Here is a 20,902-nt window from a genome sequence, read left to right on the forward strand (position 1 = left end):
AAATTTATTGAATTTTATTTAAATAGATAGTATGGTTAAATACGAGTGGCTACGAGTTGTGACGGAAATACCCGGACTGCTCGATCTTATTATCATAAACTGTTAATTCTGTGATCGGTGCAGATTCTACCTCTACATTATGTGAAGATACTCCCCAAGCCTTAAAGTCGTCACTTCCGATATATTTCACAAAGTTGTAAATGTTAAGAGTAATCTTCTGTTTAACAGTTAAAAGAATATCGTTGATATAGGTGTTATCTATGATGACATACTTAAGATCCGGCGGTATATCATGAGCTCTTAAAGATGGGTGGCTGCTTCTTGAAGGAATGGTTCCGTCCGCCATTAAATCTTTAAGGACCATATTAAAATAGTCGTTGATTCTTCGGTCTACTTTAAATCCTAAAAGGAAGTTGATTTTATAGACAGTTCCCGGAAGAATCTCGTCTACAGTATATCTGAAAGTATATGGATCTTCCTGGTTTACGATGCTCAGGATGAAATAATGATCTGCTCTCTTCGGCTGTTTTTTGATGATGGAATAGATAATTTTGGATTCCACTTCATCATTTCTTTTTGCCCTGCTCAGGTAAGCCAGATTGGTAGCATATTTCGGAATGGTTTCGTCCAGTTTCATGTCTTTAAGAATAGACACATATTTTTCTATTTTCACAAACTGGATAAATCTTGTTTTGATCAGTCTTCCGTTATACCATGCATACATAGAAACTCCGATAGAACCTGCTAATACAACAGTGATCCATCCACCTTCCATGAATTTGATGATGTTGGCACTGAAGAAACCTAATTCGATAGCCATATAAACCATTGCGAACACCAGAATCAAGACCTTGCTTACTCTGTGTTTCAATAGCCAGAATACCAATAAAACTGTGGTCATTAACATCGTTACGGTAATGGAAAGTCCGTAAGCGGCTTCCATTTTTCCGGATTCTCTGAAGTGAAGAACAACAATGATACACAGGATAAGAAGTCCCCAGTTGATTCTTGGAATATACATCTGTCCTTTCACCCCTGAAGGATAATCAATTTTCTGATTCGGCCAAAGGTTAAGAGACATTGCTTCTGAAAATATGGTGAAAGAACCGGTAATTAACGCCTGGCTGGCAATAATGGCCGCTGCTGTTGCTAAAATTACTCCCGGGATGATCATCCATTCTTCCATGATTCCAAAGAAAGGATTCACTACAGAAAACCCAGGTTTGTTATAATTGGTTAAAAGCCATGCTCCCTGACCAAGATAGTTCAGAATAAGCATAATTTTAACGAATGCCCAGCTTACTCTGATGTTTTTGGCTCCACAGTGTCCTAAATCGGAATACAAGGCTTCTGCTCCGGTTGTACAAAGGAAAACAGCTCCTAAGATCACAATAGCACTCGGAGAGTTGACAATAAGTTTATAAGCGTAATAAGGATTGAAAGATCTTAAAATCTCAAAGTTTTCGCTTAAATGCATTACACCCAAACCTCCCAATACTAAGAACCAAACTACCATTACCGGACCAAAAAACTTTCCGATAAAGCTGGTTCCGAATTGCTGCACTACAAAAATGGCAATCAGAATTCCAATGGTGATAGGTACCACAGGAGTGTGCGGGTTATAAATTTCAAGACCTTCAATGGCTGACATAACCGTCAGTGACGGGGTAATAACTCCATCCGCAATAAGGGCTGCGGCACCGATGATTGCAATGAGGTACAACCATCCTTTCTTAAGGTTTCTTACCAGTGAAAACAAAGCAAGAATACCTCCTTCACCTTTGTTATCTGCTCTCAAAGCAATGATCACATATTTGATTGTGGTCTGCAAAGTAAGGGTCCAGATAATACAGGAAAGAGCTCCTTCTATGTATTCATTGAAAGGCATATTGCTCCCCTGGGATCTTGCATTCACAATTGCTTTCATTACGTAAAGCGGAGAGGTACCAATATCTCCAAAAACAATTCCTAGAGACACTAAAACTCCTATGAAGGAAAGTTTCTTTATGTCGAAGTGGTAGCCATCTTCTGTAACTTCTGCCATATCAGCTTAATTTATTTTAAAGGCGCAAATTTATACTAATTTTATGACGTCAAGAATTTTTCTTCATGAATATAATAAATGAAAAAACTTCCTTTCGGAAGTTTTTTTCTATAACTATTTTACGTACATCGCTTTTTTGATTTCCTCTTTTACTTTTTCAAGTTTTGGGAACCATTCTGCAAATAATGCTGCAGAGTAAGGTGCAGGTGCATCAGGAGTAGTAATTCTCTTGATAGGGGCATCTAAATAATCGAATGCTTTTTGCTGTACCATATAAGTAATTTCTGAAGAGATTGAACCAAATGGCCAGGCTTCTTCTAAAATAACCAGTCTGTTTGTTTTCTTTACAGATTCCAAAATGGTATCGAAATCAAGAGGACGAACAGTTCTAAGGTCAATAACTTCTACAGAGATTCCTTCTTTAACCATATCTTCAGCAGCCTGCAGAGCCAGTTTCATGATCTTTCCGAAAGAAACCAAAGTAACGTCTGTACCTTTTCTCTTGATATCTGCTTTTCCTATTGGTAAGTAGTATTCTTCTTCAGGAATTTCCATTTTATCACCGTACATCTGTTCAGATTCCATGAAAATTACAGGGTCATTATCCTGGATTGCAGTTTTCAATAATCCTTTTGCATCGTATGGGTTAGATGGTACTACCACTTTAAGTCCCGGACAGTTGGCAAACCAACCTTCGAAAGCCTGAGAGTGAGTAGCTCCTAATTGTCCTGCAGAAGCAGTAGGACCACGGAAAACAATTGGGCAATTCCACTGTCCTCCACTCATCTGACGGATTTTCGCTGCGTTATTGATAATCTGATCAATTCCTACCAACGAGAAATTGAATGTCATAAATTCTACGATGGGTCTGTTACCATTCATTGCTGCTCCTACAGAGATTCCAGTAAATCCAAGTTCTGCAATCGGTGTATCGATTACTCTTTTCGGACCAAATTCATCCAGCATTCCTTTTGAAGCTTTATATGCACCATTATATTCTGCAACTTCCTCACCCATCAGATAGATGGATTCGTCTTTACGCATTTCCTCGCTCATTGCCTGTGCAATTACCTCACGAAAAGTATATTCTGCCATATTTTCTTGAAAAATTTAGACTACAAAAGTAGTGTTTTTTTATTATACACATCATAAAAAGCCATCTCATTTGAATGGAAAATTTTAATATTAATTTTATTTAAAAGGGCTTTTCTTCGTGATAGCTCTTTTATTTGCAGTTTTCCTAAAGTCACGAAGAAATTCCTCATAATCCTTTTATCCACAAAAAAATGACATCTCATTTCTGAAATGTCATTTAAAATTCTATTTAAACTTATACTAATTAGCTTTCTCCCAAACCTGGGTTCTTCCTAATAAAGATAATCCTAAGTACCCTCTTACGTTCAGTTTATCACCGCTTCTTGTAATGGTACATTTGTATGTTTTTCCTGTTTTAGGGTCTGTAATAGTTCCTCCGGTAAATTCATCACCGTCTTTTTTCAATCCTCTGATGATCTCCAATCCTAAAATTGGTTTTCCTTTTCTGTCATCTTTACAAGCTGTACAGTTTGGATCAGCCGGTTTTATCAACAACTGAGAAACTTTTCCATAGTATTTCCCGTCTGATTTTTTGTAGACCTCCACAATAGATTTTGCCTGTTTTGTCTCATCATCTATCGTTTTCCACTTACCTTCTATCTGAGCAAATGTAAGTACACCACATAAAGAAAGTGCAAACGTTAACAATATTTTTTTCATATTTTTTATAGTTTTAATTTTAATACAATATTCTTATCTACGTATTGATAAAAATATAAATTAATTTTCAACGAACAAAAACTTTTATTATACAAAGCATAAAGAGACAAAGAAAAGTAAAAAAATCAATCCAAAATGGTTTCTTTGTCTTATTAGTAAAGCTTCCTGTTAATCACCCTATCCATATAATCCTGATACCAGGCCTTTGCAGTTTTCTTTCCTTGTTCGATTTCTGGGTTTCTAACTTCGTTCATGATATTTTTTTCGAGGCTCAGATCAGATTTATCATAGACTCCGATGATCTCTTTTCCATCAAAGCGGTAAATATAATTTCCGATCATAAACTGATCTGTACTTCCATCTGAGTTTACGACGATGAAGGGATATTTTTTGTCACTCACCAAGCTTCTTCCCCAGCTTCGGATAGGTTTGTTATACCCGATAAGATCTGCCAGTGTAGGATAGATATCCGCCTGCTGTGCAATTTCCTCACTAACACCTTTTAACTGATACGCAGGATTCGGAGAATAGAATACCAACGGAACAGCGTAACGGTTCATCGCTCTTTCATATTCCGGATAATAGACCTGATTGGTATGATCTCCCGTGAAAACAAAGATGGTATTGTTGTACCAAGGTTGCTTTTTAGCCGTTTCAAAATATTTTTTGATCGCATAATCCGTATACTGCATCGGCTCATGGATTTCTATTTTTCCTTTTTTAAATTTCCCGTTATATTTTTCAGGGATTTTAAAAGGATGATGGGATGATGCGGTAAATACAGTCGTCATAAAAGGTTGTTTCTTTCCTACATTCTTTGCGAAATACTGAAGGAAAGGCTCGTCCCAGATCGCCCACATTCCGTCAAAATCTTCATCATGATTGTATTCTGTTTTTCCGAAATAATGTTTAAATCCTAAAATATTTCCGAATCCAAGGAATCCCATGGAACCATTAGGCGCTCCATGATAGAAAGATGTATCATAGCCAAGATCATTACACACGGAAACAATAGACTGAATTTTCTGATTGGAATACGGAGATCCTGTAAATGCATCGGTAAGACTCGGAATTCCGGCCAACACACTGCTCATCCCGTGAATAGACTGTCTTCCGTTGGCAAAAGTATTCGGAAAAATAAGACTTTGGGTAGCCAGGCTATCCATAAACGGAGTGTAAGAAACGTAATCCTTGATATTTTTATCTTTATTGAAAGCTCCCGAATATTCTCTCCCGAAAGATTCTACAATGAAAATAACAATATTGGGGCGGTTCTCTACTTTTCTGTCGTATACTTTATATGGTTGTACATAATCTTCAATATATTTTTCATCTACAAAATGAACTTCCTTAAAATTATTGGTATTTAAAGTCCTGAAAAAGGAAAATGTACTATTGAGCACCATATTACCCTGCAGAGGATTAGTTACAAAACGGGTAGCATCCACCATATTAATCGGTCTTGTGCTATGTTTAAAATCACCTCGGATTCCTCCCACAACCAGCACCGCTGTAATACACAGCGTAAGAATGGAAGTGATAAAGTAAGGAAGCAGTTTCTCTGGTTTCACCTCTTCTACTTTCACCCTTTTGTAAAGGAAAACCCATAAAATCATCAACACAATGAACCAAATCAGTACAAAAGGATGCTCCCCCACAGAGATCATCAATGTTTTGGAAACATTAGACTCATGTTCTGCCACCTGAAATACGGCTGAAGTAAGTCTTGCCTGCGAAAATTTATAGTAAATAAAATCTCCGAAATTCATTGCATAGGCAATCCCGTTGGTAATGAAATACACCCAGAATAGAACTTTCTGAAAGATTTTCTTGGTATTAATAACCAGCGGCAATAAACTCAGGAGTATAAATAATGCGTTGACATATAAAATAGCTGTGGTATCGAAAGCTGTACCATGGAAAGCCAGCTTTATATATTCTGAAACGGAGTCAACTTTAATCAGATCTTTATTAAAATACCAGAATAAAAGTCTGGCAATCTGATAAAAAACATAGGCTAAAAAAATCCTGTAAACCAATGCCAGAACTTCCTGTTTTCTAAATCCTTTTAAAAATTTCATGGAGCAAATTTACATCAAAATCACTGTAATGCATTTTTTAGTTCATATTATTTTGAGTTAGAATTTTTAAAAACTGTAATTTTGTGTTTATGGATTTTATAAAGAATAATCTGGCCAATGCCTTAACCCTGGCTAATTTATTTGCAGGCTGTATAGGTGCAATACATTTAATTTTAGGAGATTATCAGACAACAGCAATCTGTCTTATCCTCTCTTCGATTTTCGATTTTTTCGATGGCTTTGTAGCCAGAGCTTTAAAATCAAACTCTAATCTTGGGCTTCAGCTGGATTCTCTTGCAGATATGGTAAGTTTTGGCGTAATCCCGGGACTTACAATGTACAAAGCTCTTGAACCTTTTGGAGCTGAGCTTCTTGGAATTCATTTTCCGTTTGAGATCAAATATCTGGGTCTCATTGTCACGGTATTTTCGTGTCTGAGACTTGCTATCTTTAACCTTGATGAAGAACAGCGTTATTATTTCAAAGGATTGAATACGCCTACCAACACCGTTTTACTTTTTGGTCTTTATTATGCGTTTAAGGAAACCGGAACGTTTAGTTTTCTGTTTGATAATGAATTGTTATTGATCCTGTTGACTCTTCTTACGTCATGGCTTCTGATCAGCCCGATCAAGATGATGGCGATGAAATTCAAATCAAAACAATTAAAAGATAATTACCCTAAAGTTGTATTACTGGTGGGAGGAATTGCTATTCTTGCGATATTCCAGGTTATTGGAATTCCAATGCTTGTTATTTATTATATATTGGTGTCTCTTATTTTTCAGGCACAATTAAAATAAACTCATTTAAATAAAACACGTTTCAAATTATTAATACTCAACATGAATTTAAAACTCCATAAACCACTTTGTATTTTTGACCTGGAAACCACAGGGACTAATATTGGAAAAGACAGAATTGTTGAAATCTGTATTTTAAAAGTAAATCCGGATGCTTCCAGAGAAAGCAAAACATGGCGTGTAAACCCGGAAATGCTTATTCCTAAAGAAAGCAGCGAGATCCACGGGATTTATGATGAAGATGTAAAAGATGCTCCTACCTTCAGAGACATTGCTTCTAAAGTAATGGAAATGATTACCGGCAGTGATTTGGGAGGATTTAACTCTAACCGATTTGATGTTCCGCTTTTAGCAGAAGAACTTTTAAGAGTAGGAATGGATTTTGATCTGAGTAAATTCAGACTGGTAGATGCACAGACTATTTTCCATAAAAAAGAACCCAGAAACTTAGGGGCTGCTTACCAGTTCTACTGTGGAAAAACATTGGAAAATGCACACTCTGCAGAAGCTGATGTGTGGGCTACCTTTGAAGTTCTGGATGCGCAGGTTGGAAAATATGATGATATTCCGAATGAAATAGCACCGCTAAGTGAATTTACATTCCATAACAAGAATGCAGATCTTGCCGGATTTATCGGATATAACGAGAAAATGGAAGAGGTTTTCAACTTTGGAAAATATAAAGGTCAGGGCGTGAAAGCAGTATTCCAAAAAGATTTAGGATATTTCGGATGGCTTCAGAATGCTGATTTTCCATTATATACTAAGAAGGTTTTTACAAAGATTCAATTATCAAGTAGATTTTAAATATGTCCGACCTGGTTCGTTTTAAATTTTATGAAACTGCCCTTGAAGCTAACAGGGACAAGCAAATATTGGCTGAAAACGGCATAAACAGTTTCATTGCGAATGAGCAGCTTATCCAGTCGGATTGGCTTCTGTCACAGGCTGTAGGAGGTATACAGCTTCAGGTATTTGAAGAAGATGTGGAAAAAGCTAATCAAATCCTGCAGGACTATAAAGACAACGAGCAGTATTCGCTGGAAGTAGAACATACCATTGAAGATCCTGAGTTTGATTTTGTATGTCCGAAATGTGGCTCTAATCACATTTACAGGGATGACAGTACAACGAGCTTCTTTGGAATTTCATTTCTGACGAGTCACAAATTCAAATGTTACTATTGCGGAAATGAGTTTACGCATTAAAAACTATGATCAAAAAGACTGGAAAAATTGCACTCATCATTATTCTTGGCTTTCTTGTTTTCATAACGGGAAAGTTCTTCTTAGAATGGAAAAGTGTTGAAGTGGATCACAGTTTGAGTCAAAAACCTCTTTTTAAAGCATTTAATAAACAAAAACAGGCCACTATCTGGAGCCAGGAAGGTGAAGATGCTAAAACCAATGATTTCAAAATAACATCAGATAGCACAAGTTTTGAGTATTATAGTTGTTATATTAACAGAAATCCAGCACTGAATATTACATTTTCTGTTGGAGATGGTTTTAGCGGCGGCGGCTATCAAATTGATATTTTGCAGAACCGATATAAAGTTTCACCCTATTCTTATACGGATAATATCAAGCCTCTTGATTTTCTGAATACGGGAGAATATTATAAAGTTCTGGACAGTAAACTTATTCTAAATAAAGAATCTTATGAAAAAGGAGACAGTATCTTCGGCTATACCGAACTTAAAATTCAAGAAGGATACGGTCCTGGAAAATACATAGTAGAAGGAAAAGGATATTTTAAAGGTAAAGTAAATTAATTAAGTTATGAAAATAATCTGCATAGGAAGAAACTACAGTGAGCATGCAAAAGAATTAGGAAATGAAATTCCTGAGAATCCAGTTATCTTTATGAAACCGGATACTGCTGTTTTAAAAGGAAATGATTTTTATATCCCTGAATTTTCCAATGATATTCACTACGAGCTTGAAGTGGTATTAAAAATTTCAAAAGGAGGAAAATATATTCAGAAAGAAACAGCGCATAAGCATTATGAAGAAATTGGTCTTGGAATCGATTTTACAGCCAGAGATCTTCAGAGCGAACTGAAATCAAAAGGGCTTCCATGGGAGCTTGCCAAAGGTTTCGATGGTTCGGCTGTGGTAAGCAGCTTCTTTAAAAAAGAGAACTTCAGCCTTGAGAACCTTCAGTTTTCATTATTAAAAAACAAAGAGAAGGTACAGGATGGCAATACGAAAGATATGATGTTCAAATTTGACGATATTGTAGCTTTTGCGTCTCAGTATTTTACATTAAGAGTAGGTGATCTTATTTTCACAGGAACTCCAAAAGGGGTTGGAAAGGTAGAAGAAAATGATATTCTGGAAGCTTACCTTGAAGAGGAAAAAATCCTTGATATCCGAATATTATAAGTATTTAATATCAAAGTCTGACAAATTTTTCCTATCTTTAGGTAACAAAACTAGAGGTTATGATAAATATTGTATTGCCCGTAGATTTTGGGGACAAGACAGACCAATTGGTGGAGGGTGCCATAAAATTTGCAAAACAGCTTAACGGCAGAATTTACCTGATCCACGTAGCGCCATCAGATATCGGCTTTGCCATTGGCGATATGGGATTTCAATATTTTCCGGAAGTGGAAGCCAATGAAATCAGAGAAGAGCTGGTGCAGCTTAATAAAATTGAGCAAAGAATCATCAGTCATGATATCGATTGCGAGCACCTTTTAAAACAAGGACTTGCCAAAGATATTATTCTGGAACATGCAAAGGCAAAAAATGCAGACTATATTGTGATGGGATCACATGGCAGAAGCGGAATTTATGATGTATTCGTGGGAAGCTTAACAAAAGGAATTACGAAAAGTTCAAGTATTCCTGTGCTGGTACTTCCGATTCACGACTAAGAAAAAGAAATTTTAATCGTTAGTAATAAAAAAACCGATCAAAGCATAATGTTTGATCGGTTTTTTACTATATAACCAATTAATTAACCTTCTTTTTTGTAGATATTCGGATCGTAGTAAGGGTGCTTACCTTCCGTTGGAGAATAATAGTCTTTATCTTTGTCACCTCCCAGTGTAACCACCAGTACGTAGCACCAATAAGTAAATAGTACACAGCAAACTATAAATAGAATCCAGTTTAAAACATTTCCAAACGCATCAAAGAAACCGAAAGTCCATTTGAAAACTTTGCTTAAGAATAGAAAGAAAGACGTCATTATTTTCCTTTTTTAAATTAACTTTGTACAAATTTATAAAAAATGTTTAAATTACTTTCAAAAGAAAGCAATATTTTTTCAATTCCTGTCTATATTGGTTTTCTTCTTTTAGTAGTCATAATATTTAACATACTGAATTTCAACACTTACGAAGCTATAGTTGCCGGAATAACTTTTCTGGGAATTGCTTTGGCTTATTTTTGTTTTCACAGTATTGCCCTTAATTATCAGACCCATCTGCCGTTATTTTTATATACCTTTTTTATTTTCGGGCTGTATCCCGGAAATCTGGATATAGGAATTGCAGTTTCGCTGCTTACCAACTCTTTTCTTATGCTGCTTCTGACCAGTGCGGATGAAGACATCAGGAAAAAGTCCTATGTATTGGTGGGATCTATTGTGGCCCTGAACTTTATTTTTCTTCCAACGACATGGCCGATGGCTGTTTTTGTCATCATCCACGTGATCGCAACTTCTGCCAAAATTACCCTGAACCTCTTCAGGTTTCTTTTGGGAATTGTTTTGATTACATTCAGTTATTTTTCTGTCATGTATTTCATTCAGTTCACGTCATGGAATATTGATTATTTTCCGTTTGGAAGAATGAAACCGGTAACGGATTACACAGAACTTTTGCCTTTGGTTCCTGTGGTTCTGATGCTTATTTATGCAGTATATGACCATTTTAAAAACTATAACAAGAAAAGCCCGATAAGCAGGTATAAATACACTTTCTTATTGGTTTTTTCTGTGGCACAGCTTGTTTCCATCATTTTATATATGAATAAAAGCTATGAATATCTGCTTCTTCTGGCATTTCCTTCTAGTATTATTCTGAGCAGAATGATGAGATTTTTACCGAAATACTGGATGCGTGAAGCCAGTGTATGGGTTATTATTATTAGTTTACTGACCTTTAAAGCAGGTACAGTTTTTGATTTATTTTAGAAAATTATGATTCAGATAGACGATAAATTGATTTCAGAGGAAATTTTTTCCGAAGAATTTGTTTGCAACCTTACAAAATGTAAAGGTGCATGTTGTGTGGAAGGAGATGTGGGAGCTCCGTTGGATAAAAACGAGCTTGAGATATTGGACAGTATTTTTGATCAGATAAAACCTTACCTTACTCAGGAAGGAATAAAAGCCCTTGAAGAACAAGGGACATGGACTACTGATCCACACGACGGAATGTATGTTACTCCAATGGTGGAGAACCGCGAATGTGCTTATGTAACCTTTGATGAAAAAGGAATTACGAAATGTGGTATTGAAAAAGCGTATGAAGATGGTGCCGTGGACTGGCAGAAACCTATCTCCTGCCACCTTTACCCGATCCGTGTTACGGAATATTCGGCATTTACGGCATTGAATTATCACGAGTGGAATGTATGCAGTGATGCCTGTACCCTTGGAAAAGAGCTTCAGGTGCCTGTTTATAAGTTTTTAAAAACTCCACTGACGAGAAAGTACGGTGAAGAATTTTACACTGTTCTGAGCGAAGCTGCTGAAGAATGGAAAAAAGAATATGGTTCTTAACTGATACGTATTTGAATGAAATATTAAAAACCGCAGATCTCTCTGCGGTTTTCTTATTTATTAAAGCTTCCCAAAAGTAGTTTAATTGGATGTTCCTGCTTTTTTAGCTTCCTCTTTTTTAGCCGTTTCCCAACCATCTTCCGGCATTAACGTTGCTATATTTTTCTCTTTTGTAAGGTATTTTTTGGCAACACCCTGAAGATCTTTAACCGTAAGTGCTTTTACTTTATCCGGGTAATTCAGAATATCGTATTGATCGCTTCCATCCAATTGATTCTGGGCAATACCCTGCAGCCAGAATCCATTGTCCTTAAGACTCGTATTATATTCGTTATATTCTCCTTCTTTGTATTTATCAAGATCCTTTTGCTCTGGTCCTTTATCTATCAATTTTTGTAATTCTGCCATAGCACTTTTTGTAAGCTTCTCTGCATTTTCAGGACCACAAGGGAAATTAACACTAAAATCATAAGCACTGTATGGGATCTTACTGAAGCTACCACTTGCACCACCTCCATAAATGCCGCTTTCATCTTCTCTTAGCTTTTCCAGAACTTTAATGGTAGCGACTTCTCCAAGTGCAGATAATGCCATAGCTTCCTTCTCATTATAAGGAACTTCTCCGCTGTAAGAGATCGTTACCAGACTCTTCGGTTCTTTTCCTTTTTTATAAACCTTAGTATACCCTCCTTTCACCGGTCTGTAACCTGTATCTTTAAATGTAGAGGATTTTCCTGTTGCGGGAAGTGAAGCGATATATTGCAGAACTTCTTTTTTAAGCTGCTCTTCATCTATATTTCCTACAAAATAGAAATGAAAATTACCTGCATTGGCAAATTTCTCTTTATAAATATCATATGCTTTTCTATAATCTGTATTCGCCCAATCTTTTTCTGTAGGCTCAAGGCCGGTAAATCTTGGGTTTTTCTGATTGATAAATTTGGCGTATTCATTAGAAAAATAATATCCCGGATCCGAATCTACATTCGTCAGCATTGCAGACTTTTTTGTTTTATAAGCGTTGAATGCTTCGGGGTCATAGTTTAAGTCTGTAAAACAGGCATAGATCAACTCCATCGCGGTCTTCAGGTCTTTCTTTGAACTTGTCCCGGAAACACCTTCTGTAAGGCCACCCACATAAGCGCTTGCACTCACCTGTTTTCCTGCAAGATAGTGTGCAAGATCTGTCTTGGAAAGCCCGGCTAGTCCAGCTTCCAGCAAGGCATCGAATGCGTATTTTGTCTTATTGTAATCAGCATCGGGAATGACAGACACTCCTCCCAGGCTTATTGCCGCAAAAACAATTTCATCATCTTTAAAATCTGTCTTTTTGAAAGTAACTTTAGCTCCGTTGCTCAAAGACCATGTAGTGGTTCCTAATTTGGCATCTGCTTCTGTTTTAGCAATTTTCCCTTCGGATTTAAAAGGTTTTATTAAACTTTCAGTTTTCGTTTTTTCTGCATAAGGTTTAAGATCAGCCATTTTCACATCATCAAATGTCTTCAGAACCATGGCTTCCGTCGGCATGATTATATTATCCTTTTTTGGACCTGTAATAACAATGATTCTGCTGTCATCTTTTACCCGCTTTTTGATAATTCCATTGGTCTGTTCCAGTGCTATGGCTGGAAGGATTTCTTTAATATGTTCATATCCCCAGATAATTCCAGGTATGGGCTCGTGTCTCAGGAAATTGTTCACATAACCATCGATAAGCTCACCGCTTTGGTTTTTATCCCGGTTGTTGTAAGCCCATTCATAAGAAGAAAGCATCTGATCTTTTGCTCTGTCCAATTCAGATTGGGCAAATCCGAATCTTTTGGCTCTTTCCACTTCTTCCAAAAGAACTTTCAGCGCATTGAGCTGGTCTCCGTCTTTTGTCGCTGCTGATCCCTGAAATGCCTCTTTGCTTCTTGCAAAAGTTCCTCCATGATAAACTGAACCATAGGTAAAAGGAGGATTCGTAGAGTTAATCAGCTCTGCCAATCTGCTGTTCAGCATTATATTTACAAGACCTTCTGCGACAGTTTGATCATATTGCTGAACCGTGACATCCGGTTGGTACGCTTCAGAATCTTTGATGACGAATTGTACTCCGGAACCTGTTGCATCGGGATCAGTCTCAATGGCTACCAGTGCTTCTTTATGATTCGGAAGATCAAAAGATTTTCTTTCTCTGGGTTTTGAAGGATTTTTATATCGACTGAAGTTATTCTTAATCTTTTTTTCTATTTCATCTACATTGATATCTCCTACCACAACAATTGCCATCAGATCCGGTCTGTACCAATCCTGGTGGAATTTTCGGATAAGATCGGGTTTGAAGTTCTCCAATACTTCTTTTTTGCCAATTGGAAGTCTTTCTGCATATTGAGATTGGTATAAAAGTTTCGGAAGGTATTTATCCATCATTCTCTTATCGGGTCCAAGGCCTAATCTCAGCTCTTCCAGTACCACTCCTCTTTCTTTATTGATTTGTTCATCGGAAAGCGTTGCATTAAATGCCCAGTCTTCCATTACTTTCAGTCCGGCATCCAGATTTCCCGGTTTATCTAATGGAACAGGAAGCATATAAACCGTTTCGTCAAAACCGGTATACGCATTCAGGTGCTGTCCGAATTTCACTCCGATAGATTGCAAAAAGTCTACTAATTTATTATCAGGAAAGTTTTTGGTTCCGTTGAAGTTCATGTGCTCCATAAAGTGAGCCAGTCCTCTTTGATTTTCGTCTTCAAGGATAGATCCGGCATTGATTGCCAGACGGAATTCTACTTTTTTCTCAGGTAAAACATTTTTTTTGATATAATACTTCATTCCGTTGGAAAGAGTACCGATTCTTAAGGACGGATCCACAGGGATGTTCTGTCCATAGACATTTAGAGACATCAGGAAGATGGCTGAAAACGAGGATAACATTTTTTTCATCTACATTATTTTTTGACCCCTCAAAAATATCAATTCTCTTTTCAATTGGCCTTTTAGTAAAGGGTTAAATTGAAGTTAAAAAATTTAAATATTATAAAATGAAAGCAAATTGTTTGTTTTATATTATTTAAAATGATTTTTAATTAAAAACATTCATTATTTAATTAAAATAGACTAATTAAAAATAAGCACATTTTCCTAATTGAGCCTAAAATTATTGTTTAAGCCGTTAGTATATCATCCTTTCTAGACAAAAAAAACCGTTGTGAAACACAGCGGTCTTATTATTTTGATTAAAAAATTTCAGTTACAAACCCTAGCCCTGATTTCTGAACGCGGCAATATCGCATGAAGAAATTTTATTTGATTTCGGGCATATTTTCTATAAAAAAACCGGGAATTCCCGGTTTTGATTGCTTAAAAAATATTTTCTTATTTAAAATCAGCATCCGAAACTCCGGAGTTGATGACTACTTTTGTGGTCTTAATGGTCATTTTCTGACCTCCACCTTCAGCATCTACTTCAGCCGGGAACTGTATTCCCTCTACTGCCATATAGCTTTTAATGGTTGCTTTACCTTCTCCCGCATCCGTCTTGTACAAAAGACCTGTTGCAGCATCGAAATAGAACTTTCCTTTGTCTGAAGACAATACATTATAGTCTTTTCCGTCAAGCTTTTCTGCAGATACGGTCTTGAAATTAGAAGCATCAAATGCTAAGGCATCCATTGGTTTTCCTTTTTTCAGGTCGGCAATTTTGTCAGCAGGAATATCTGTTTTGGTTCCCATCTGATCAAAATATCCTTTCTCACCGTCAAAAAGCTGCACCATTTCTTTCCCCATGAAAGATTGTACAGATTTGAATTTATTTCCTAATTTCTTGGTTGTCATTTGGATTTCCATTCCCTGCACAGCCACTGTGTTATCAGTAATGGTAGATTTTACAGCGTCCAGTTTATCTTTTCCACCTAGCGCTTTGAAATAATTATCAAGAACTTCTTTAGGGGTAAGTTTTGATTGTACGGCTTCTGTTTTAGCAGATGCAGCCCCTTTTTTCTGAGCTGCTGCAGGCACTGAGAAAAGTACAGCGCAGAAAAACGGAATGATGATCTTTTTCATATTATAAATAAAGTTTAAAGAGTAAATATAGGAATATTGGCGGACATACGAATAAATAATGAGTAATGAGCAATTAGTAATTAGTAATGATTGATAATTGATAATTGATAATTGATAATTGATGATTGATAATTGATAATTGATAATTGATAATTGATAATTGATAGTTGATAGTTGATGAATGCTCTATATGAACTTTGAAAACAAAAACCCGGCCATTAGTTTACCGAATACATGTGACGTAATTTTTAGAAAAGATTTACAACAAAAAAAACCGCCAAAGAATTGACGGTTTTCAAATATTTATATCTGAGTATAATTATTTCTTAAGTTCTTCTAAAAATTCGTCGTGAGAAATTTTAGTTTCTTTTTTAGTCGCTTTTTCAAGAATTACATCTTTCAATTTAGCCATTGCTACTTCAGAAGAAATTTGTCTTACCTGCTCCTGGTCTTTCAACATTTCAACAGCATATTTCTGGATTTCTTCATCCCCTAAGTGGTGGATTCCGTAAATCGCCAATTGATTTTTCACCAACTGCTCAGCCTGAGCCAATACATCAGCATAGTCCAGGTTGATTTCGTTCTCAGTCATCAATTTACCTTCGATGATCTGATACTTCAATTGGTTTTTCTCAGCTTCAAGAATTTCTTTAGCCTGATCTTCAGACTGGATATTCTGGTTAGAGAATAATAACCACTTCACAAGGAAAGATTCAGGAAGTTTTACTTCTTCCTTCTCTGTTACCTGCTCTAATACTTTATTCACGAAGTGAACATCAGCATTCTGTTGGAAATACTCGTCTAATTCAGTTTTCACTTTATCTTTAAGCTCATCTTCAGACTTAATGTTTCCTTCTCCGTATACTTTGTCGAAAAGATCCTGGTTAAGCTCAGCTAAATTTAATGAATAGAAATCTTTTACTTTAACTTCTAATTCATTGTGGTGTAGGTGCTCAACTTCTTCTTTGCTGAATCCTAATTCTTTAGCTAATTCTTCGTCACCTGCAAGAGTTTCTTTCGTTACTTTTACAGAACCTTCCATTTTCAAACCTTTTACCAATTTGAAAGCTTCTTTGTTTTCAGCAGTAATCGTAAGGTTTTTTGGGTGGTGGTGGTGCTCTCCTTCAGCATCTTCTTCCACAACCTGAGAAACTTCTAAAGCAATGTAAGAATCTTTAGTGATTTTATCTTGAGGAACCTGCTCAGCGAAACGCTTCTGCATGTTTTCAATGCTCTTACCGATTTCTTTATCAGAAGCTTCTACTTTGTAATGAGGAGCTTCATATTTAGCTAAATCTATAGTGAATTCAGGCTCAAATCCTACTTCGAAAGCAACTTCTAATTGATCAGCATTGTAATCGAATTCGTTTACTGGCTGAGGAACAGGCTGACCAACTAATCTTAGTTTGTTGTCATTAACATAGTTGTTTAAAGCATCAGAAACTTGTCTGTTGATTTCTTCAAATGCAATACCTGCTTCATATTGTTTTTTAACCATACTCAAAGGCACTTTCCCTTTTCTGAATCCAGGAACTTGCGCATTTTTAGCATAATTAATCAACTGCTTCTCTACTTTTTCTTTGTAGTCAGATTTTTCCAATGTTACTGTAAGCAATGCACTTACATCATCATGGTTTTGTGCGGTAACCTTCATTATTGATTAAAATTTTAGGTTGCAAAAATAGGAATTTTTTATGAAAAATACCCATTTAAAATCAACTTATAAAGCCAAATATTGTTAAATAAAAAACCACCGGAGAATTCCGGTGGTCCAAACAAGATTAATTGTCCTAATTACTTAGGTTGTATTTTGCCTCAGCATCTGTTTCTCCTCCTACTACGCTTCCCCAGGCAGTTCCTGATTTGGCATCATTTACGCTTTGTGGAGAGTGAATTAGAGTTAATTTTAAAAATGGGTCTGTTCCATCAACAGCTTTTACAACAGTCCATTTTGTTCTCAGTCCGACTCTTTTCCCATCGCTTCTAAGATCACTGCCATCCACTCTTTCCACGGTAATATCAGACTTTGGAAAATCAAAAATTAAAAAATGTTCATTTTTAGCATCAATAATTTCCTGAGTAGCATCTTCATTTCCGTTTTTGAATTTTGCCTGAACAGTATAGGTTTTTCCATTTGTAAGCGGTATTGTAGGTGTTCCCCCCGCCCCTATACTGTAATCATAGGTCTGAGTAGTTCCGGCCGCATCATCTGTCACCAACAAAAGGATGTTGGTAAGTTCTTCCTGAGGAAGATCGTCTTCTTCCGCAGAACCGTTTCTCTGACAAGAAGTAACGGCAGTAACAGTGATGAATAAAACAGCTAATAATTTGATAATATTTTTAGTATTGAATAGATTTTTCATTTTTTAAGAATTTTAAAATTGTAAAATTTTGATTGAATTTTTTTTTGAAATCTTTAGAATCGGTATCTAAAGTTTAAAATAAAGTTTCGTCCCGCCTCATCTGCAAAGAACCTTAAACGGTTCAGATACTCTCTGTATGAAGTATTGAAAAGATTGTTTACAATAAGTCCCGCAGAAAGATTTTTGCTGATGTTGATTCCAGTTTGGATATTCCAAAGTGAATACCCGTTTGGCGGAGTACTGAAATCTATTTCCTTATCCACCAATTCACCATTCACATAAAGCTCCAATGGTGCATTTCGGATAGGGAATCTGGTTTGTTTTAAAAACGTCTGATTTTCAACAGTGAAATAGAAATTATTCCATTTTGATTTTTTGAACTGCAATGCATTGGAAAAATTTGGTGGCATCATTAAGATCAGTGGTTCGTTGTGGGTATCATCCTGCCCATATACATAACTTCCTTTTCCTACATAGGTAAGATCTTCTGTAAGTTTCCAGTTGATATCCAGATCCACTCCGTACATTTTCGCATCAATCTGCTGATACACCCATTCCGGGAATACCCCTCTGATTGTTCCCTTAATTCCTACCGGAATTTCGTTAATGAAATTTTTAGTGATGAAAAAATATGGATTTACTGAAACATTTAACCCTTTCAGAACATTAAACTTCGAGTCAACATTCAAATTAAACTGATGTCCCTGTTCATTTTTCAACCCCATGTATCCGGTTTCAATGATACCTGCAGAATGGTGCAGCCCGTCTGAAAATAATTCTGCAACATTAGGAGACCTTCCTACTTTTGCATAATTAAATTTCAAATCAAAATTAGCATTGGGACGGTATTCCAGACCAGCATTGAAAGAAACGTTATTATAATTAAGCTGAGGGCGCGTTAAAACTCTGTTCTGATCTGTTTTCACATAAAATTGTGGATAAGCATCTGCATATAATTTTTCCCAGTCACTTTTATCATACCATTTGGTTACATCATAACGGGTGAAATCATATCTCGCTCCTGCTTCAAAATTGAATTCAGGAGAAATTTTATATTTGAAAACAGAATAAGCACCTGCAGAATATTTATCATAATTTGGAATTAGACGTCTTGCTTTGGTTGCCGGATCTGAGTAGTTGTTTTGAAAGGCAGCATCAATTCCTGTTTCTAAAGACCATTTTTCCCTCTCTAATAAATCATTAAGATTAAACTGATGCGTCATCAGTTCCAAATCCAGTGAAGGCGTATCACTCAACTCACCTCTTCTGATATCATATTCCTGCCTGTGGTTGTATTGATAGCTATATGTTGCAGATACTTTTCCTATATTTTCAAACCTTTTGAAAGCTGAAACTTTTGCAATATGATGTTCAATCACCTGTCTTGGATTATCAATATCATAACTGAATTTACCTGAATATATTGGAGGGTTGGCATTCATTGCCCTGTCGTAATCTTCAGAAGTTGAAACGTGTGAGTCTCTTAATATCCCAATATTCTGATTTGTCAGGTAATAATCAAAAGAGATTCCTCTTTCATAAGTATTATTCTGAACTGTAAAATTGAAGGAAGAAAAATCCATTCCTGTATTTTTCAAATTATAGTTGGGAGCACTCTGATCACCAAGTTTTTTGATGCTTCCACCAGATTTCACCGCCCATCCGTTCTTCCAGACTTTAGCTACATCAGCATCTAATCCAAGACCTCTTCCGTTGGAAATTCCGGTAAGCCCGACTGAACCTTTGATGGTATCTTTTTTAGGGAAAATTTCCGGTTCCATTACAACAACTCCACCAATAGCATCACTTCCATATTTCAAAGCAGAAGCTCCTTTGATGACATCGATATGTTGAAAATTATTAATATCAACATTAGGAGCATGCTCTACTCCCCATTCCTGCTCAGCAAGACGTACTCCATTATTCAGAATGCTTATACGGCTTCCATAAAGCCCGTGAATAACAGGTTTTGAAATATTATTTCCGGTCTTCAAAGCAGTTACCCCTGAAATTTTAGATAATAAGTTTCCAAGATTATCTGTAGAATTTTTCTCAATTTCAGATTTATTAAGGGTTTTGACGACCAATGAACCATTGTTCTTATGACTACCATGAATAGTCACAGTTTCAATATCTTTAACGTGGTGTTCCAGCGTGATAACGAGCTGAACATCCTGATTAACTCCTATATTTTCAGTATAATCATTGCAATCAGGATGTTGAGCAATGAGTGTATACTTTCCTGCAGGAATTTTATCAAAAGAAAATTTACCTTTCTTATTGGTTTTGGCTGTAAAGTTCCCGATTTTAATCACTGCATTTTCCAGCAATGTTTTATCATGGAAATCCTGAACGGTTCCCTCTACAGTATAAGTTTTTTGTGCACTTGTAAATACTGATCCGCAAAAGATCAGCAGCAGGCAATATATCAATTTCATTGTAAATAGATTGATTGCGCACCCTTTTCAACAGGGTACATTTTCGTTAAAATTTGTGGGAAGGGTTAGTTTTGATGGTACAATGTATTCCTGGTAAGAAGTTAGGAGCTAGAAAACAGCAACTGAATATTATTTAAATATCAATTACATATTATCAGGTGTTTTTCCCAACAACTTTAAACCTTAAACTTCAAACATTGAATTTGAAGCAGTAAACATTGAACTTTAAAGTACAAAACTTTAAACCCTATAGAATCTATGAATTATGCAAGTGCGGGCGGTCCCCGAAGCTGGAAGGTGAATTTGGTCTGTGACCAGATTTTCTCCTGGATGGCGATGATTTGTTTTACTTCATGGCTGTAATGCTCACAAGTAAAACTGAATTCTTCAGGAGCTAATGTATGTCCGGTAACCAAAAAGTGGCAGGCCAGACAGTCGCCAGCTTTCTCTTTAGTAACAGCTTTCGTCATCGTATTCTCAACTTTTTTAAAATGAAAAGCCTTAAAATAATCTACCGAATCGTGATGGTGAAAGCTTTGAGAAAGCAGCGCGAGGAAATATACTCCAAACAACAGCTTGGAGATAAAACTCTTTAGGTTTCTGCTTTCTTTAAAAATCATGGTTCAAAATTATG

19 protein-coding genes are annotated in these 20,902 nt (G+C 36.2%); 8 read left to right on the forward strand and 11 right to left on the reverse strand.

The window, feature by feature from the left end; genetic code table 11:
• Positions 1-49: 49 nt before the first annotated feature.
• The 4 genes from DDF69_RS08475 to DDF69_RS08495 all read right to left on the reverse strand — a co-directional run bounded on the left by DDF69_RS08475 (position 50) and on the right by DDF69_RS08495 (position 5,880).
• The gene (locus tag DDF69_RS08475; RefSeq protein WP_114820402.1) at positions 50-2,044 is read right to left on the reverse strand and encodes a KUP/HAK/KT family potassium transporter; all 1,995 of its coding nucleotides are present in this window, start codon (positions 2,042-2,044) and stop codon (positions 50-52) included.
• A gap of 114 nt (positions 2,045-2,158) precedes the next feature.
• On the reverse strand, positions 2,159-3,139 hold the full coding sequence (locus DDF69_RS08480; protein ID WP_114820403.1) for a pyruvate dehydrogenase complex E1 component subunit beta: 981 nt from the start codon (positions 3,137-3,139) through the stop codon (positions 2,159-2,161).
• A 240-nt stretch (positions 3,140-3,379) separates the two neighbouring features.
• Positions 3,380-3,799, reverse strand: coding sequence for a DUF2147 domain-containing protein (locus tag DDF69_RS08490; protein WP_114820405.1), 420 nt, complete (start codon positions 3,797-3,799; stop codon positions 3,380-3,382).
• Positions 3,800-3,951: 152 nt separating this feature from the next.
• Positions 3,952-5,880, reverse strand: coding sequence for an LTA synthase family protein (locus DDF69_RS08495; RefSeq protein ID WP_114820406.1), 1,929 nt, complete (start codon positions 5,878-5,880; stop codon positions 3,952-3,954).
• A gap of 89 nt (positions 5,881-5,969) precedes the next feature.
• Between DDF69_RS08495 and DDF69_RS08500 the strand changes: the two genes are divergently transcribed.
• From DDF69_RS08500 to DDF69_RS08525, 6 genes are read left to right on the forward strand one after another with little or no spacing between them, the layout of a single operon-like run.
• Positions 5,970-6,683, forward strand: a complete 714-nt coding sequence (locus DDF69_RS08500; protein ID WP_114820407.1) for a CDP-alcohol phosphatidyltransferase family protein — start codon at positions 5,970-5,972, stop codon at positions 6,681-6,683.
• A gap of 42 nt (positions 6,684-6,725) precedes the next feature.
• A complete protein-coding gene (locus DDF69_RS08505; RefSeq protein ID WP_114820408.1) occupies positions 6,726-7,490 on the forward strand; it encodes a 3'-5' exonuclease in 765 nt (254 codons plus the stop codon).
• Positions 7,491-7,492: 2 nt separating this feature from the next.
• Positions 7,493-7,891 carry a DUF2007 domain-containing protein gene (locus DDF69_RS08510; protein WP_114820409.1) on the forward strand — a complete coding sequence of 133 codons (399 nt, stop codon included), beginning with the start codon at positions 7,493-7,495 and terminating at the stop codon, positions 7,889-7,891.
• 5 nt (positions 7,892-7,896) lie between these two features.
• Positions 7,897-8,457: a hypothetical protein gene (locus DDF69_RS08515; RefSeq protein ID WP_114820410.1), complete on the forward strand. Its 561-nt coding sequence runs from the start codon at positions 7,897-7,899 to the stop codon at positions 8,455-8,457.
• Positions 8,458-8,464: 7 nt separating this feature from the next.
• On the forward strand, positions 8,465-9,070 hold the full coding sequence (locus DDF69_RS08520; RefSeq protein ID WP_114820411.1) for a fumarylacetoacetate hydrolase family protein: 606 nt from the start codon (positions 8,465-8,467) through the stop codon (positions 9,068-9,070).
• Positions 9,071-9,129: 59 nt separating this feature from the next.
• Entirely contained in the window at positions 9,130-9,567 is a 438-nt protein-coding gene (locus DDF69_RS08525) for a universal stress protein (protein WP_047434768.1), read from the forward strand.
• A gap of 83 nt (positions 9,568-9,650) precedes the next feature.
• On the opposite strand, the gene DDF69_RS08530 is transcribed toward DDF69_RS08525, so the two are convergent.
• Positions 9,651-9,884 (reverse strand): DUF6341 family protein, encoded by a 234-nt coding sequence (locus tag DDF69_RS08530; protein ID WP_047434770.1) that lies wholly within the window; start codon positions 9,882-9,884, stop codon positions 9,651-9,653.
• Positions 9,885-9,926: 42 nt separating this feature from the next.
• Here DDF69_RS08530 and DDF69_RS08535 point away from each other — a divergent pair, with 42 nt between their 5' ends.
• Complete coding sequence (locus DDF69_RS08535; RefSeq protein WP_114820412.1) at positions 9,927-10,832, forward strand: DUF6427 family protein; 906 nt, start codon at positions 9,927-9,929, stop codon at positions 10,830-10,832.
• A 6-nt stretch (positions 10,833-10,838) separates the two neighbouring features.
• Positions 10,839-11,423, forward strand: a complete 585-nt coding sequence (locus tag DDF69_RS08540; RefSeq protein WP_114820413.1) for a DUF3109 family protein — start codon at positions 10,839-10,841, stop codon at positions 11,421-11,423.
• Positions 11,424-11,504: 81 nt separating this feature from the next.
• Here the strand turns inward: DDF69_RS08540 and DDF69_RS08545 are convergent, their stop codons facing one another.
• From DDF69_RS08545 to DDF69_RS08570, 6 genes are all read right to left on the reverse strand, one after another.
• Complete coding sequence (locus tag DDF69_RS08545) at positions 11,505-14,348, reverse strand: M16 family metallopeptidase (RefSeq protein WP_114820414.1); 2,844 nt, start codon at positions 14,346-14,348, stop codon at positions 11,505-11,507.
• A gap of 432 nt (positions 14,349-14,780) precedes the next feature.
• Positions 14,781-15,467 (reverse strand): hypothetical protein, encoded by a 687-nt coding sequence (locus DDF69_RS08550; protein WP_114820415.1) that lies wholly within the window; start codon positions 15,465-15,467, stop codon positions 14,781-14,783.
• Between the two features lie 319 nt (positions 15,468-15,786).
• A complete protein-coding gene (locus DDF69_RS08555; protein WP_114820416.1) occupies positions 15,787-17,121 on the reverse strand; it encodes a trigger factor in 1,335 nt (444 codons plus the stop codon).
• Positions 17,122-17,257: 136 nt separating this feature from the next.
• Complete coding sequence (locus tag DDF69_RS08560; RefSeq protein WP_114820417.1) at positions 17,258-17,830, reverse strand: hypothetical protein; 573 nt, start codon at positions 17,828-17,830, stop codon at positions 17,258-17,260.
• Positions 17,831-17,883: 53 nt separating this feature from the next.
• Positions 17,884-20,268, reverse strand: a complete 2,385-nt coding sequence (locus tag DDF69_RS08565) for a TonB-dependent receptor (protein WP_114820418.1) — start codon at positions 20,266-20,268, stop codon at positions 17,884-17,886.
• A 263-nt stretch (positions 20,269-20,531) separates the two neighbouring features.
• On the reverse strand, positions 20,532-20,888 hold the full coding sequence (locus DDF69_RS08570; protein ID WP_228411947.1) for a hypothetical protein: 357 nt from the start codon (positions 20,886-20,888) through the stop codon (positions 20,532-20,534).
• Positions 20,889-20,902: the final 14 nt, after the last annotated feature.

It is taken from the genome of Chryseobacterium sp. KLBC 52, from assembly GCF_003347605.1.
Classification (GTDB): Bacteria; Bacteroidota; Bacteroidia; order Flavobacteriales; family Weeksellaceae; genus Chryseobacterium.

What these genes read in the sequence shown, in the direction of transcription:
- DDF69_RS08475 (WP_114820402.1), bottom strand. Translation starts at nt 2,044, where the DNA reads ATGGCAGAAGTTACAGAAGATGGCTACCACTTCGACATAAAGAAACTT.
- DDF69_RS08565 (WP_114820418.1), bottom strand. Translation starts at nt 20,268, where the DNA reads ATGAAATTGATATATTGCCTGCTGCTGATCTTTTGCGGATCAGTATTT.
- DDF69_RS08510 (WP_114820409.1), top strand. Translation starts at nt 7,493, where the DNA reads ATGTCCGACCTGGTTCGTTTTAAATTTTATGAAACTGCCCTTGAAGCT.
- DDF69_RS08515 (WP_114820410.1), top strand. Translation starts at nt 7,897, where the DNA reads ATGATCAAAAAGACTGGAAAAATTGCACTCATCATTATTCTTGGCTTT.
- DDF69_RS08550 (WP_114820415.1), bottom strand. Translation starts at nt 15,467, where the DNA reads ATGAAAAAGATCATCATTCCGTTTTTCTGCGCTGTACTTTTCTCAGTG.
- DDF69_RS08555 (WP_114820416.1), bottom strand. Translation starts at nt 17,121, where the DNA reads ATGAAGGTTACCGCACAAAACCATGATGATGTAAGTGCATTGCTTACA.
- DDF69_RS08535 (WP_114820412.1), top strand. Translation starts at nt 9,927, where the DNA reads ATGTTTAAATTACTTTCAAAAGAAAGCAATATTTTTTCAATTCCTGTC.
- DDF69_RS08545 (WP_114820414.1), bottom strand. Translation starts at nt 14,348, where the DNA reads ATGAAAAAAATGTTATCCTCGTTTTCAGCCATCTTCCTGATGTCTCTA.
- DDF69_RS08530 (WP_047434770.1), bottom strand. Translation starts at nt 9,884, where the DNA reads ATGACGTCTTTCTTTCTATTCTTAAGCAAAGTTTTCAAATGGACTTTC.
- DDF69_RS08505 (WP_114820408.1), top strand. Translation starts at nt 6,726, where the DNA reads ATGAATTTAAAACTCCATAAACCACTTTGTATTTTTGACCTGGAAACC.
- DDF69_RS08500 (WP_114820407.1), top strand. Translation starts at nt 5,970, where the DNA reads ATGGATTTTATAAAGAATAATCTGGCCAATGCCTTAACCCTGGCTAAT.
- DDF69_RS08540 (WP_114820413.1), top strand. Translation starts at nt 10,839, where the DNA reads ATGATTCAGATAGACGATAAATTGATTTCAGAGGAAATTTTTTCCGAA.
- DDF69_RS08495 (WP_114820406.1), bottom strand. Translation starts at nt 5,880, where the DNA reads ATGAAATTTTTAAAAGGATTTAGAAAACAGGAAGTTCTGGCATTGGTT.
- DDF69_RS08570 (WP_228411947.1), bottom strand. Translation starts at nt 20,888, where the DNA reads ATGATTTTTAAAGAAAGCAGAAACCTAAAGAGTTTTATCTCCAAGCTG.
- DDF69_RS08490 (WP_114820405.1), bottom strand. Translation starts at nt 3,799, where the DNA reads ATGAAAAAAATATTGTTAACGTTTGCACTTTCTTTATGTGGTGTACTT.
- DDF69_RS08480 (WP_114820403.1), bottom strand. Translation starts at nt 3,139, where the DNA reads ATGGCAGAATATACTTTTCGTGAGGTAATTGCACAGGCAATGAGCGAG.
- DDF69_RS08525 (WP_047434768.1), top strand. Translation starts at nt 9,130, where the DNA reads ATGATAAATATTGTATTGCCCGTAGATTTTGGGGACAAGACAGACCAA.
- DDF69_RS08520 (WP_114820411.1), top strand. Translation starts at nt 8,465, where the DNA reads ATGAAAATAATCTGCATAGGAAGAAACTACAGTGAGCATGCAAAAGAA.
- DDF69_RS08560 (WP_114820417.1), bottom strand. Translation starts at nt 17,830, where the DNA reads ATGAAAAATCTATTCAATACTAAAAATATTATCAAATTATTAGCTGTT.